Below are 12,884 nucleotides of genomic sequence, written 5' to 3'. Positions count from 1 at the left end.
GAAAGCTTATCGCTCGCGAAATGAACTTCTGGCGGGAAACCATGACCAGCACCGGACCAAGGATCATCACGGTCGCCAACCAAAAAGGCGGGGTCGGCAAGACGACCACCGCCATCAACCTGGCGACCGCCCTTGCGGCGATCGGCGAGCGCGTGCTGATCGTCGATCTCGATCCGCAGGGCAACGCAAGCACCGGTCTCGGCATCGATCGTCGCGACCGCGCGGTTTCTTCTTATGACGTGCTCACCGGTCAGCTCGACCTGGAAGCGGCGGCGATGCCGACGGCCGTGCCCGGCCTGTCGATCGTGCCGTCGACGCTCGATCTGCTCGGCATCGAGATGGAGATTGCCTCGGCGCCGGATCGTGTGTTGCGGCTGCGCAATGCGATCCACGCCTCGGACAAGTTCAGCTATGTGCTGATCGACTGCCCGCCGTCGCTCAATCTGCTGACGCTCAATTCGATGGCAGCCGCGGATTCTGTGCTGGTGCCGCTGCAATGCGAATTCTTCGCGCTGGAAGGCCTCAGCCAGCTGCTCGAAACGGTCGAGCAGGTACGTGGCTCGATCAATCCGGCCCTCAGCATCCAGGGCATCGTGCTCACCATGTTCGATGGGCGCAACAATCTCGCCAATCAGGTCGTGCAGGACGTGCGTGCCTATATGGGCGACAAGGTCTATGAGACCATAATCCCACGCAATGTCCGGGTGTCGGAAGCGCCGTCCTACGGCAAGCCGGCCATCCTTTACGATCTGAAATGTTCAGGCAGCCAGGCCTATCTGCAACTGGCGTCTGAAGTGATCCGCCGCGAACGTCAGTTGCGTGCCGCCTGAAACCGATTCGATACCGAAACGATCCGGAAGACCAAATATGAACGACGATCCCTCAAGAAAGCGGCTGGGCCGTGGGCTGGCGGCACTGATCGGCGAAATCGACCGTCCTGCGGCCGTCGAGACGGAGAAGCCGCGCCTGGCGGCGGACGGCAAGGTGCCGATCGAATTCGTCACCCCCAATCCACGCAACCCGCGCCGTCATTTCGGGGAAGCGGAACTGACGGATCTGTCGCAGTCCATCCGTGAGCACGGTGTCGTGCAGCCGGTGGTGGTGCGTCCGTCGCCGACCCAGCAGGGCCGCTATGAGATCATCGCCGGCGAGCGCCGTTGGCGGGCAGCCCAGCGCGCCGGCTTGATCGAGCTTCCGGTTATCGTGCGCGATGTGAACGACCGCACTGCGCTGGAACTGGCGATCATCGAGAACGTGCAGCGCGCGGACCTCAATCCGGTCGAGGAAGCGCTTGGTTATCAGCAGCTGATCGATGAGCATGACTACAGCCAGGCCGATCTCGGCCAGGTCATCGGCAAGAGCCGCAGCCATGTCGCGAACACGCTGCGGCTGCTGAAACTGCCGGATGTCATCCGCGATATGCTGGTCGACGGTTCGTTGTCCGCCGGTCATGCCAGAACGCTGGTAACCGCCCAGGATCCGGCGGCGCTGGCCAAGCGGATCGTCGAAGAGGGGCTTTCCGTGCGGCAGGCCGAAGCGCTGGCGCAGATGCCGGCTCAGGCGCAACGCGAGGCCAAGCCTTCCGGCGCCGCCGAGAAGGACCCGGACACTTTGGCGCTGGAGAGATTGCTATCGGATGTCACCGGCATGAAAGTGGTCATCGCGCATAAGAGCGGTGGTGGCGAATTGCGCGTGTCCTACCGTTCTCTCGACCAGCTCGACGACCTCTGCCGGCGCCTGAAACAGAGCTGATCCTGGCCGGTCATCCCTGAGAGGTCTGTTTGCGCCGATCTGTTCGCCGGGGATGGCTTTAACATATTGTTTCAAAAAGGTTTTCTGTTTTGGATCGCCGCGGTGCTCCGGTCATCCGGCGCGCCGGTTGCTGAGCCTGGCGCTTTCCACCGCGATACCAAGCAGAGCCTGACGGGCGATGGAAGCAGCCAGATCCGACCGTCGCCGTGTCTGCAGGATTGCGGCCTGCAGGCGGGTCAAAGCTCTGGCCAGGGCGTCGGTGGTCCAGCGCTGCAGCGCGGTTTCCACCAGTCTGCGTCGCGTGAAAAACACCGGCGGCTTGTGCGCAGCGACAATCGCTGCGGCGTTGCGGCCATCCGCATCCATCGTTCCGCGCATCGCATGCAAGGCCTGGAGCTGGCGCATGGCGCCCGACAACGCAAGAAAAGGCTGGCCACCTGCCTGGCATTGACGGGTAAATGCAGTGTCGAACGCGTCCAATTGTCCGGCCAGAACGGCATCCACGGCATCGTCGAAGGATTGTCCCGAAACGTCACCGGTCAGGGCCTGCACATCGTCCAGCGTGATTTCGCCGCGACCAAGCGCATAAAGCGTCAGTTTGGCGACCTCGCCGCGTGAGGCCAGCCGGTCGCCGCCAAGATTGCGACGCAGCATCTGGCGCGCTTCCAGCGTCATCGACATGCCGGCCTTGCCGAGCTCATCGTCGATGACGCTGTCGATGTCGCGAGCCTCGTCGGAATAGCAAGGCAACGCCATGGCGCCGTCGCCAGCTTCGACGATGTTGCGCAGCCCGACACCTTTCTTGAGATCGCCTGCCTCGATCAAGACGATGGCGTCGCGCGGCGGTTCGGCCAATAGCGCCTTGACGTCTTCGGCGAGACCTTTTTGGGCACCGGCATTGCGAAGCCAAAGCAGCCGCCGGTCGGAGAACATCGGCACGGTGCGTGCCTCGTCCAGCAGCCGGCCCTCGTCGCGGTCGGCCTCACCGGCGTCCAGCTTCACCACGGAAAAGGGATCGTCGAGCGGCAGACCGGTGCGCACCGCAAAAGCGCGGGCACGCTCAGCCACCAGGCCGCGATCCGGTCCATAGATGAGGACCAGCCAAACGCGCGCGTCCGGCCGTGCGAGCCACGAATCGACTTCCGAGGCTTTCTTCTGTGCCATGAATGTCCCTTAGCACGATGTTGCGGCAAGGCGAACGGCTGCAGCTATCGAACCCAAACGGGCGATCCGCCATGCAGTTTGTTGCCGGCAAAGACCAGGAAGAGACGGGATATTACGTGGAATTCCTGCCACATTGCGCCGCCGTCGGCCGCCCCTGCGCGATAGAACAGGGGTGTTCGAAGGAGGTACTTTGACGCTGCTTCGGCGGCGAAGATGTGCGAACATCGCCAGGTGACAGTGGAGGACGGGAGCCATGGCCGAAGCTGGGAAGTTACGTTTTCACGTTCCGGAACCGGAGGTGCGACCGGGCGGAACGCCCGATTTCTCCAATGTTCCCATTCCCAAGGCGGGCTCGGTTCCGAGGCCGCCGATCGACGTCGATCCGCGCGACATCCGCGATCTCGCCTTCTCCATCATCCGCGTCCTGGACCGCGCCGGCGATGCGGTCGGGCCATGGTCGGGGATGCTCTCCGACAAGGAGCTGCTCGAAGGCCTGCGCCACATGATGACGCTGCGGACCTTCGATGCGCGCATGCAGATGGCGCAGCGCCAAGGCAAGACCTCTTTCTACATGCAGCACCTGGGCGAAGAAGCGGTGAGCTGCGCCTTTCGCAAGGCGCTCGACAAGGGCGATATGAATTTTCCGACCTACCGACAGGCCGGCCTGCTGATCGCGGACGGCTATCCGATGGTCACCATGATGAACCAGATCTACTCCAACGAGGCCGATCCGCTGAAGGGTCGGCAATTGCCGATCATGTATTCGTCGAAGGAGCATGGCTTCTTCTCGATTTCCGGCAATCTCGCCACGCAATATATCCAGGCCGTGGGCTGGGCGATGGCTTCGGCGATCAGCGGTGACACGCGCATTGCCGCTGCCTGGATCGGTGACGGCTCGACGGCGGAATCGGATTTCCATTCGGCGCTGGTGTTTGCCTCGACCTACAAGGCGCCAGTGATCTTGAACATCGTCAACAACCAGTGGGCGATTTCGACCTTCCAGGGCATCGCACGCGGCGGTGTCGGCACCTTCGCGGCGCGCGGCTTGGGCTTCGGCATTCCGGCCTTGCGTGTCGACGGTAATGATTATCTGGCCGTGCATGCGGTGGCGAAATGGGCGGCGGAGCGTGCGCGCGCCAATCTCGGGCCGACACTGATTGAATATGTCACCTATCGCGCTGGCGCGCATTCTTCATCCGACGATCCATCAGCCTATCGGCCGAAGGCGGAATCGGAAGCCTGGCCGCTGGGCGATCCCGTGGTGCGGCTGAAGAACCATCTCATCCATCGCGGGGTCTGGTCCGACGAGCGCCATGCGCAAGCGGAAACCGAAATCCTGGACACGGTGATCGCAGCGCAAAAAGAGGCCGAGACGCACGGCACGCTGCATGCCGGCGGCAAGCCGTCGACCCGCGATATGTTCGAAGGGCTATACGCCGAGATGCCACCGCATCTCAGGCGCCAGCGCCAGCAGGCAGGGGTCTGAACCATGGCACGCAAGACCATGATCGAGGCGATCCGCGACGCCATGGATGTCGCCATGGGGCTGGACGAACGTGTCGTCGTGTTCGGCGAGGATGTCGGCTTTTTCGGCGGCGTTTTCCGTTGCACGCAGGGCCTGCAGGCCAAGTATGGCAAGAACCGTTGTTTCGACGCGCCGATCAATGAATCGGGCATTGTCGGTTCGGCGATCGGCATGGCCGCTTATGGTCTGCGGCCATGTGTGGAGATACAGTTTGCCGACTACATGTACCCTGCCTACGACCAACTGACACAGGAAGCGGCGCGGCTGCGCTATCGCTCGAACGGCGACTTCACCTGTCCGATCGTCATACGCATGCCTACCGGCGGCGGCATTTTCGGCGGCCAGACGCACAGCCAGAGCCCCGAGGCGTTGTTCACACATGTCTCGGGCCTGAAGACGGTGGTTCCGTCCAATCCCTATGACGCCAAGGGCCTGTTGATCGCGGCGATCGAAGATCCCGACCCGGTGATCTTCCTGGAGCCGAAGCGCCTCTACAACGGACCGTTCGACGGCCATCACGACAGGCCAGTCACGCCATGGTCCAAACATGATCTCGGCGAAGTGGCCGAGGGCCACTATACCGTGCCGCTCGGCAAGGCCGTCATCCGGCGACCAGGCTCGGCGGTTACGGTGCTTGCCTATGGCACGATGGTCTATGTCGCGCAGGCAGCCGCCGAGGAAACCGGCATCGACGCCGAGGTGATCGACCTCAGGACCCTGCTGCCGCTCGACCTCGACACCATCGTCGATTCGGTGAAGAAGACCGGCCGCTGCCTTGTCGTGCACGAGGCGACCTTGACCTCAGGCTTCGGCGCGGAGCTGTCGGCGCTGGTCCAGGAAAACTGTTTTTATCACCTCGAGGCGCCGGTCATGCGCGTGGCTGGATGGGACACACCTTATCCGCATGCGCAGGAATGGGAGTATTTCCCCGGGCCGGCGCGCGTGGGGCGCGCACTCGTTGCGACGATGGAGAGCTGACATGGGCGAATATCTCATCAAGCTTCCCGATGTCGGCGAAGGTGTCGCCGAGGCCGAATTGGTCGAATGGAACGTCAAGGTTGGCGATCTCGTGCGCGAGGATGCCGTGCTTGCCGCGGTGATGACCGACAAGGCGACGGTGGAGATTCCGTCACCCGTGGACGGAGAGATCCTGTGGCTGGGTGCCGAGATCGGCGACACCGTGGCGATTGGCTCGCCCATCGTGCGCCTGAAGGTGGCGGGCGAAGGCAATGTCACTGCCGGCAACCAGTCGGCACCAGTAACCGAGGCGAAACCGCCGGCCGCGACCGCATCTTCCGAAAAGGAAACGCCAACCAAGGCCGAGCCGGCGAAGCCGGTCGAAACCAGCCGGCAACCGCAAAGGGCGTTAGCGGAAAGTGCGCAGCGCGTCGCCAATATCGGCGCGCCGCGCGCCGAGGGAGAGAAGCCGCTTGCATCGCCGGCCGTGCGCCTGCGTGCGAGGGAAGCTGGCATCGATCTGAGGCAGGTGGCAGGCACCGGTCCCGCCGGCCGCATTCGCCACGAAGACATCGAGGCTTTCCTGGCGCGCGGCCAGCAGACCAGCCGGCCTGCCGCCGGTCTCGCTCGCAATGAGGCGGTCGAGGAGATCAAGGTCATCGGGCTTCGGCGCAAGATCGCCGAGAAGATGAAACTCTCCAAGTCGCGCATCCCTCACATCACCTATGTCGAGGAGGTGGACGTGACGGCGCTGGAGGATCTGCGTGCGGCGCTGAACAAGGAGAAGCGCGCCGACCGGCCGAAGCTGACGCTTCTGCCGTTCCTGATGCGGGCGATGGTCAAGGCGATCGCTGAGCAGCCGCAGTTGAATTCACTGTTCGACGACGAGGCGGGGGTCATCCATCAGCATGGCGGCATCCATATCGGCATTGCCGCGCAAACGGCGAACGGCCTGGTCGTGCCGGTGGTGAAACATGCCGAAGCGCGCGACCTTTGGGATTGTGGCGCCGAGGTCAATCGTCTGGCGGAAGCCGCGAAGACGGGCACCGCGACCCGCGAGGATCTGTCGGGCTCCACCATCACCATCACTTCGCTGGGCGCGATGGGCGGCGTGGTCACCACGCCGGTCATCAACCACCCCGAGGTGGCGATCATCGGCGTCAACAAGATGATGATCCGGCCGATGTGGGACGGAACGCAGTTCGTGCCTCGCAAGATGATGAACCTTTCCTCCTCCTTTGATCATCGGATCATCGACGGCTGGGACGCGGCGGTGTTTGTCCAGCGCATCAAGGCGCTGCTCGAGACGCCGGCGCTTATTTTCGTGGACGGCTGACCATGGCGAAACCTGCCATACATCGCGCGGCCGAGGGCGGCGCGTCTGACCGGGGAAAACGGCAATGAAGGATATCTCCTGCAAGCTGCTTGTCATCGGCGCGGGCCCGGGCGGTTATGTCTGCGCCATTCGCGCCGGACAACTCGGCATCGATACCGTTATTGTCGAAGCCGCAAGGCCCGGCGGCACCTGTCTGACCATTGGCTGCATTCCATCCAAGGCGCTTATCCACGCCGCCGAGGAGTTCGAGAAGGTGGCCCATATGACGGCCGGCACAAGCCCTCTCGGGATAACCGCAAGCGGCCATTCGATCGATTTCGGCAAAACGATTGCCTGGAAAGACGGTATAGTAAGCCGGCTTACGAATGGTGTTTCAGGCCTGCTGAAGAAGGCGAAGGTCAAGCATGTTTCGGGCTGGGCCAAATTCCATGACGGCAAGACGGTCGAGGTCGAGACCGAAACCGGACTGCAGGTGATCCGCGCTGAAACCATCGTCATCGCCACTGGCTCGGCGCCCGTCGAATTGCCCTTCATGCCGTTCGGCGGGTCGGTGATCTCCTCGACTGAGGCACTGTCGTTAGCCGAGGTTCCCGCCAGATTGGCCGTCGTCGGGGGCGGCTATATCGGCCTCGAACTCGGCATGGCTTTCGCCAAGCTCGGCTCCAAGGTGACGGTCGTGGAGGCACTGCCGCGCCTGCTCGCGCAATATGACGCCGAGCTGACCAGACCGATCGCGAAGCGGCTCGGAGAACTCGACGTCGACGTGCTGACCGAAGCCAAGGCCAAGGGTCTTTCGGCCAAGGGCGACGCGCTGCTGGTGGAAACCGCTGCCGGCAAGGAAGTGAAGATCGCTGCCGACAAGGTTCTCGTCACCGTCGGGCGCAAGCCGGTGACCGAGGGCTGGGGGCTCGATCAGATCGAGCTCGACATGGCTGGCAGGTTCATCCGCATCGATGACCAATGCCGCACCTCCATGCGCGGCGTCTTTGCCATTGGCGACGTGACCGGCGAGCCGATGCTGGCGCACCGGGCAATGGCTCAGGGCGAGATGGTGGCCGAAATCCTGGCTGGCCACAAACGCAGCTGGGACAAGCGCGCCATACCGGCGGTGTGTTTCACCGATCCCGAAGTGGTCAGCGTTGGGCTCGCTCCCGACGAGGCGAAAGCGCAGGCCGGCGAAGTGAAGATCGGACAGTTTCCGTTTTCAGCCAATGGCCGCGCCATGACCAAACTCGGCGAGGCCGGTTTCGTGCGCGTCGTTGCGCGCGCCGACAACCATCTGGTTCTGGGCATCCAGGCGGTTGGGCACGGCGTGTCGGAATTGGCGGCGGCCTTCGGGCTGGCGCTGGAGATGGGCGCTCGGCTGGAAGACATCTCCGGCACGATCCATGCGCACCCGACCCAGGGCGAGGCTTTCCCGGAGGCCGCGCTCAAGGCGCTCGGCCACGCTTTGCACATCTAGGCCAGATAGGTACCGGCATAACAAAAGGGCCCGCCAACACATGGTTGGCGAGCCCTTTTGTTATTCGAAGTCGTTGGTCGGGTTCTCGTCGAACCCGGCGTGATGATCAGCTTGCCAAGCGGCCGGCGCGTTCGTGCTGCGCATAGGCGCGGCCGAAGCGGTTGGCGAGGAAGGTGTCGAGCGCGATGTCTTCCTGCCGCACAAAACCGCGCGCCGGCAGGCTGCCGTCGGCCAGCATGTCGAGCACGGCGCAGATGCCGGACGCCGTGGTGATCTGGATCGCGCTGCGCACGGTCTGGCCAGAGCGCTGGCTGTAGATCTTGTTGGCGTAGGTTTCCTGCAGCAGCCGGCCGTTCTTACGACCCGACACGGTGACGAAAACGATGACCACGTCCTGCATGGTGGCCGGCAAGGCATTCTCGAGGATGTCCTTCAGGACCTCGCGGCGATGACGCAAGCCAAGGTCGTTGAGCAGCGCCTTCATGATCGCGGCATGGCCGGGATAGCGGATTGTGCGGTAGTTCAGCGTACGGACCTTGCCCTTCAAAGTCTCAGCCAGCGTTCCAAGCCCGCCGGAAGTGTTGAACGCCTCGTAGGTGACGCCGTCGAGCGAGAACTCCTCGCGTTCCTCGAGCGGCGGCACTTCGATCAGCTCGCCCTCGACGATCGCCTCGCAAGGCTCGCAATATTCGTTGATGACGCCGTCGGTGCTCCAGGTCAGGTTGTAGTTCAGCGCGTTGGACGGATATTGCGGCAGCGCGCCGACGCGCATGCGCACGCTCTCCAGGCTGTCGAAGCGGCTGGCCAGATCGTTGGCGACAATCGAGATGAAGCCCGGAGCCAGGCCGCATTGCGGGATGAAGGCGGTCTTGACCGTCTTTGCCAGTTCCTTGACGCGGCGGGTGGAGGCGACGTCCTCGGTGAGGTCGAGATAATGAACGCCGGCGGCGGCAGCGGCCTCGGCGATGCGGGTGGTGAGGTGGAAAGGCGCGGCGCTCATGACGGCGAACTTGCCGGCGAGCACGGTTTCCAGGGCGCCGACCGCTTCGATGTCGGTTTCGACCGCAGCCACACCGGCCGGTACTTCCAGCGCCGCCAGCTGGGCGGCGGAGCGGTCGACGATGGTGACGCGATAGTCACCGGTTTCGGCCAGCATGCCGGCAATGGTCGAGCCGATCTTGCCGGCGCCAACGACGACGATTTCCTTCATGGGTTGCTCCAGTTTTTCGATTTGAACTTTACCGGAGGAATCGCAGTTTGCCGGACGAATGGAAGTGTGCGATTGAGCGAAACGCCGATCCTTTTCGAATAATTCGCCGAGCCAAGTCGTCATTATGCTTAGTCAAGCCGATAGAGACCTGATCGCCCTGCTGCGCGAGAACGCCCGCGCGTCGACCGCCGAACTGGCGCGCCGGCTGGGCGTGTCCAGAACCACGGTGCAAAGCCGCATCGAGCGCCTGGAGGCACGCGGCATCATCGTCGGCTACGGCGTCAGGCTGGCGCCCGACTACGAACAGGGACTGGTCAGGGCGCATGTGCTTTTGACGGTGGCGCCAAAAGCCGCGGATCGCGTGGTCAAGGAACTGCGGGCGCTCGCGCAGGTGCGGACGCTGCATTCGGTCAGCGGCAGCTTCGACATGATCGTGACGGTGGAATCGGCGTCGATCAGCGATCTTGATTCGCTCATAGACCGCATCGGCGCAATGGAGGGCGTGGAACGCACGCTCTCCTCGATCATCCTCTCAACCCGGATCGACCGATAGGCCTACGGCCAAAAACGAAACGGCCGCCCGAAGGCGGCCATGTCGTTTAACCGTTAAGATAATTGGAGCGGGTGAAGCGATTCGAACGCTCGACCCCAACCTTGGCAAGGTTGTGCTCTACCCCTGAGCTACACCCGCTCGCGCGGCTTTGGGCCGCAAGCCGGGCCTATATGGCCGAAGAGCGTGACGATTGCAACAGGGAAAAATGCACATATTCGCATCGTCGCCAAAACAGGCGAAATCGGCTTTGCGGCCGACCCGCCTTACATTATTGGGTCTGAGGTTCGCTATCGGTACGGAGGCAGGCAAACTGCGGCCTCGAAGCCCGGTGGGCGGGAAGCGGAACAAAGATAACGAGGCAGCGATGGCCAAAACCGAAGATCAGCTTTTCGCCTTCCTGACCGGATTGGGCATAGAAGTGTCGACGCAGCGCCATGCTCCGCTCTTTACGGTGGCGGATTCCCAGGCGTTGCGCGGCGAAATTGCCGGCGGGCATACCAAGAACCTGTTCCTCAAGGACAAGAAGGACAATTTCTTTCTGGTGACCGTCGACGAAGAGGCCGAGGTCGACCTGAAGCAGATCCACCAACTGATCGGTGCCTCAAGCCGCGTCTCCTTCGGCAAGCCGGAGATGCTGATGGAACTGCTCGGCGTCGTTCCGGGCGCGGTGACCGTCTTCGGGCTGATCAACGACGGCGAAAACCGGGTGAAGATCGTGCTGGATGAGGCTTTGATGGAAAATTCCGTCATCAATGCCCACCCGCTGACCAATGAGGCAACGACATCGATCGCCGCGACCGACCTGATCAAATTCATCGAGGCAACCGGCCATGAGCCTGTTATCTTGAAAGTCTCGGCGTGATCGCCACATTGGGTGGCAACCGGCATCCGTGATCGGGCTGCCACTGCATGCGCGGCCGAAAGGACAGAATGATGAGCGACCAAAATCCGTTTGGCGGCATGAGCAACGCCTATGCCACGACCGTGCAGTATGGCGGGCAGGGTGGCTCGACGGAACCGGCGAACGGCGCGGGCCAGAATCTGATCAAGGACACGACGACGGCGGCGTTCACCGCGGACGTCATTCAGGAATCGCGGCGCCAGCCCGTGCTGGTCGATTTCTGGGCGCCGTGGTGCGGCCCGTGCAAACAATTGACCCCGCTGCTCGAAAAAGCGGTCAATGCTGGCGGTGGCAAGGTCAAACTGGTCAAGATGAACATCGACGATCATCCGGCAATCGCCGGTCAGCTCGGCATTCAGTCCATCCCCGCGGTGATCGCTTTCAAGAACGGACAACCGGTCGACGGTTTCATGGGCGCTGTCCCCGAAAGCCAGATTCGTGAATTCATCGATCGTGTCGGCGGCAAGGGCGACGGCCTGGCGCAGCTGGCCGAGGCCCTGACGGCGGCTGGCGAAGCACGCACGGCCGGCGACGTGCAGACGGCGGCGGATATCTATCAGGCTGTGCTGGAGCAGGCGCCCGACACTGTCGAGGCAGTCGCGGGGTTGGCGGAAATTCTGTTCGATTCGGGCGATACCGCGGGCGCCGAGGCCGTGCTCGCGCAATTGCCGGAAGCCAAGGCGGACGCGCCGACCATCAGCGCATTGCGCGCACGCATGGCGCTTGCCGCCCAGGCGGCATCGCTCGGCAATCCGGCCGAATTTGAGCGACGCCTCGCCGAAAACCCGAAGGACCACGAGGCGCGTTTTGACCTGGCGATGATCCAGAATGCGTTGGGTGAGCGCGAAAAAGCTGCCGACAATTTGCTGGCGATCATCAAGGCGGATCGCAGCTGGAAGGACGATGGCGCGCGGTCACAGTTGCTGCAGCTGTTCGAAGCCTGGGGCATGGCCGACGAGGCAACACTTTCGGCACGCCGGAAGCTGTCGTCGCTGCTCTTCGCTTAAAGCGGCCTGCGCGCACTGACGCCCGGATTGGGCGTCGCGATTGGGCCAACACCTGTGTTTGGCTTTCGAGACGGTCATACGAAGAGGAAGGGATGCGAGCGGGAAACGCGCGATATCGGCTTGAAGCGGATTTTCCGGCCTCGATCGCGGTCTTCCCGCTGAGCGGAGCGTTGTTGCTGCCAGGCGGGCGATTGCCGCTCAACATCTTCGAGCCGCGTTATCTGCAAATGGTGGACGAGGTGCTGGCCGGATCGCGCCTGATCGGCATGATCCAGCCGGACCTGGAAGGCGTTCTGCGCAAGGACGGAGAACCCGAACTGAGCGGCGTTGGCTGTATCGGCAGGGTTATCTCCTATATGGAAACGGGCGACGGCCGCTACGTCGTTTCCTTGCAAGGCATATGCCGGTTTCGCGTCACGCAGGAACTCACGGTGCGCACGCCGTTCAGGCAATGCCGCATCGCGCCCTTCTTGGCCGATCTCGACGAAGACCCCTCGGCTGCCAGCGTGGACCGGACCGCCTTGCTCAAGGCATTTCGCGCCTATCTGCAGGCCAACGAACTGGAAGCGGACTGGGAAAGCGTAAGCCGCGCCGACAACGCCATGCTGGTCAATGCGCTGTCGATGATGGCGCCTTACGGGCCGGCCGAAAAGCAGGCGCTGCTGGAAGCACAGGATCTGAAAAGCAGGGCCGAAACGTTGATCGCGATCACGGAGCTGACGCTGGCCCGCGACAACGAGGATTTCGGCTCCGGCCTGCAATAGGATCGTGAACGGGAGACGAGGGATGGGCGATCGCGAAGGCAAAAAGATCGACGTCGATCCGAAGCTGCTGGAACTGCTGGTATGTCCTCTGACCAAAGGACCGCTAAGCTGGGATGCCGAGCACGGCGAGCTGGTCTCGCGTGTCGCCAAATTGGCCTATCCGGTGCGGGACGGAATTCCGATCATGCTGCCTTCGGAGGCGCGGGCGATTGCACCCGGCAAGGGCTGAATGCATTCCAAACCCCGTGGCGAC

13 protein-coding genes and 1 tRNA gene are annotated in these 12,884 nt (G+C 62.9%); 11 read left to right on the top strand and 3 right to left on the bottom strand.

Annotated features, from left to right (window positions below; all coding sequences use genetic code 11):
* The first annotated feature begins 41 nt into the window (after positions 1–41).
* Positions 42–830 carry a ParA family protein gene (locus QFZ88_RS13685; RefSeq protein WP_024923275.1) on the top strand — a complete coding sequence of 263 codons (789 nt, stop codon included), beginning with the start codon at positions 42–44 and terminating at the stop codon, positions 828–830.
* A gap of 37 nt (positions 831–867) precedes the next feature.
* A complete protein-coding gene (locus QFZ88_RS13680) occupies positions 868–1,752 on the top strand; it encodes a ParB/RepB/Spo0J family partition protein (RefSeq protein ID WP_024923274.1) in 885 nt (294 codons plus the stop codon).
* Positions 1,753–1,863: 111 nt separating this feature from the next.
* Here QFZ88_RS13680 and holA read toward each other — a convergent pair whose 3' ends face one another.
* Positions 1,864–2,916 carry a DNA polymerase III subunit delta gene (gene holA, locus QFZ88_RS13675; protein ID WP_024923273.1) on the bottom strand — a complete coding sequence of 351 codons (1,053 nt, stop codon included), beginning with the start codon at positions 2,914–2,916 and terminating at the stop codon, positions 1,864–1,866.
* 253 nt (positions 2,917–3,169) lie between these two features.
* On the opposite strand from holA, the gene QFZ88_RS13670 reads away from it, so the two are divergent.
* From QFZ88_RS13670 to lpdA, 4 genes are all read left to right on the top strand, one after another.
* Positions 3,170–4,402, top strand: coding sequence for a 3-methyl-2-oxobutanoate dehydrogenase (2-methylpropanoyl-transferring) subunit alpha (locus tag QFZ88_RS13670; RefSeq protein WP_024923272.1), 1,233 nt, complete (start codon positions 3,170–3,172; stop codon positions 4,400–4,402).
* Between the two features lie 3 nt (positions 4,403–4,405).
* A complete protein-coding gene (locus tag QFZ88_RS13665; protein ID WP_024923271.1) occupies positions 4,406–5,419 on the top strand; it encodes an alpha-ketoacid dehydrogenase subunit beta in 1,014 nt (337 codons plus the stop codon).
* Position 5,420: 1 nt separating this feature from the next.
* A complete protein-coding gene (locus tag QFZ88_RS13660; protein ID WP_024923270.1) occupies positions 5,421–6,734 on the top strand; it encodes a dihydrolipoamide acetyltransferase family protein in 1,314 nt (437 codons plus the stop codon).
* Between the two features lie 64 nt (positions 6,735–6,798).
* Entirely contained in the window at positions 6,799–8,196 is a 1,398-nt protein-coding gene (gene lpdA, locus QFZ88_RS13655) for a dihydrolipoyl dehydrogenase (protein ID WP_024923269.1), read from the top strand.
* Between the two features lie 106 nt (positions 8,197–8,302).
* Here the strand turns inward: lpdA and QFZ88_RS13650 are convergent, their stop codons facing one another.
* Positions 8,303–9,406, bottom strand: a complete 1,104-nt coding sequence (locus QFZ88_RS13650) for a saccharopine dehydrogenase family protein (protein WP_024923268.1) — start codon at positions 9,404–9,406, stop codon at positions 8,303–8,305.
* A gap of 124 nt (positions 9,407–9,530) precedes the next feature.
* Here QFZ88_RS13650 and QFZ88_RS13645 point away from each other — a divergent pair, with 124 nt between their 5' ends.
* Positions 9,531–9,959 carry an Lrp/AsnC family transcriptional regulator gene (locus QFZ88_RS13645; protein WP_024923267.1) on the top strand — a complete coding sequence of 143 codons (429 nt, stop codon included), beginning with the start codon at positions 9,531–9,533 and terminating at the stop codon, positions 9,957–9,959.
* Between the two features lie 63 nt (positions 9,960–10,022).
* Here the strand turns inward: QFZ88_RS13645 and QFZ88_RS13640 are convergent.
* Positions 10,023–10,097, bottom strand: a tRNA-Gly gene (locus QFZ88_RS13640).
* A 226-nt stretch (positions 10,098–10,323) separates the two neighbouring features.
* On the opposite strand from QFZ88_RS13640, the gene QFZ88_RS13635 reads away from it, so the two are divergent.
* From QFZ88_RS13635 to QFZ88_RS13620, 4 genes are all read left to right on the top strand, one after another.
* Entirely contained in the window at positions 10,324–10,821 is a 498-nt protein-coding gene (locus QFZ88_RS13635; RefSeq protein WP_024923266.1) for a prolyl-tRNA synthetase associated domain-containing protein, read from the top strand.
* A 71-nt stretch (positions 10,822–10,892) separates the two neighbouring features.
* Positions 10,893–11,867: a thioredoxin gene (gene trxA, locus QFZ88_RS13630; protein WP_024923265.1), complete on the top strand. Its 975-nt coding sequence runs from the start codon at positions 10,893–10,895 to the stop codon at positions 11,865–11,867.
* 92 nt (positions 11,868–11,959) lie between these two features.
* Positions 11,960–12,631, top strand: coding sequence for an LON peptidase substrate-binding domain-containing protein (locus QFZ88_RS13625; RefSeq protein WP_024923264.1), 672 nt, complete (start codon positions 11,960–11,962; stop codon positions 12,629–12,631).
* A gap of 22 nt (positions 12,632–12,653) precedes the next feature.
* Complete coding sequence (locus QFZ88_RS13620; RefSeq protein ID WP_024923263.1) at positions 12,654–12,860, top strand: Trm112 family protein; 207 nt, start codon at positions 12,654–12,656, stop codon at positions 12,858–12,860.
* The last annotated feature ends 24 nt before the right edge of the window (positions 12,861–12,884 follow it).

The sequence above is a fragment of the Mesorhizobium sp. YL-MeA3-2017 genome (assembly GCF_030814575.1).
GTDB lineage: Bacteria > Pseudomonadota > Alphaproteobacteria > Rhizobiales > Rhizobiaceae > Mesorhizobium > Mesorhizobium terrae.
The sequence above is the reverse complement of the archived record's forward strand: the minus strand, read 5'-3'. Positions and strand labels throughout refer to the sequence as shown.

What these genes read in the sequence shown, in the direction of transcription:
- QFZ88_RS13620 (WP_024923263.1), top strand. Translation starts at nt 12,654, where the DNA reads ATGGGCGATCGCGAAGGCAAAAAGATCGACGTCGATCCGAAGCTGCTG.
- QFZ88_RS13635 (WP_024923266.1), top strand. Translation starts at nt 10,324, where the DNA reads ATGGCCAAAACCGAAGATCAGCTTTTCGCCTTCCTGACCGGATTGGGC.
- QFZ88_RS13650 (WP_024923268.1), bottom strand. Translation starts at nt 9,406, where the DNA reads ATGAAGGAAATCGTCGTCGTTGGCGCCGGCAAGATCGGCTCGACCATT.
- QFZ88_RS13660 (WP_024923270.1), top strand. Translation starts at nt 5,421, where the DNA reads ATGGGCGAATATCTCATCAAGCTTCCCGATGTCGGCGAAGGTGTCGCC.
- QFZ88_RS13685 (WP_024923275.1), top strand. Translation starts at nt 42, where the DNA reads ATGACCAGCACCGGACCAAGGATCATCACGGTCGCCAACCAAAAAGGC.
- QFZ88_RS13645 (WP_024923267.1), top strand. Translation starts at nt 9,531, where the DNA reads ATGCTTAGTCAAGCCGATAGAGACCTGATCGCCCTGCTGCGCGAGAAC.
- QFZ88_RS13680 (WP_024923274.1), top strand. Translation starts at nt 868, where the DNA reads ATGAACGACGATCCCTCAAGAAAGCGGCTGGGCCGTGGGCTGGCGGCA.
- lpdA (WP_024923269.1), top strand. Translation starts at nt 6,799, where the DNA reads ATGAAGGATATCTCCTGCAAGCTGCTTGTCATCGGCGCGGGCCCGGGC.
- holA (WP_024923273.1), bottom strand. Translation starts at nt 2,916, where the DNA reads ATGGCACAGAAGAAAGCCTCGGAAGTCGATTCGTGGCTCGCACGGCCG.
- QFZ88_RS13625 (WP_024923264.1), top strand. Translation starts at nt 11,960, where the DNA reads ATGCGAGCGGGAAACGCGCGATATCGGCTTGAAGCGGATTTTCCGGCC.
- QFZ88_RS13670 (WP_024923272.1), top strand. Translation starts at nt 3,170, where the DNA reads ATGGCCGAAGCTGGGAAGTTACGTTTTCACGTTCCGGAACCGGAGGTG.
- trxA (WP_024923265.1), top strand. Translation starts at nt 10,893, where the DNA reads ATGAGCGACCAAAATCCGTTTGGCGGCATGAGCAACGCCTATGCCACG.
- QFZ88_RS13665 (WP_024923271.1), top strand. Translation starts at nt 4,406, where the DNA reads ATGGCACGCAAGACCATGATCGAGGCGATCCGCGACGCCATGGATGTC.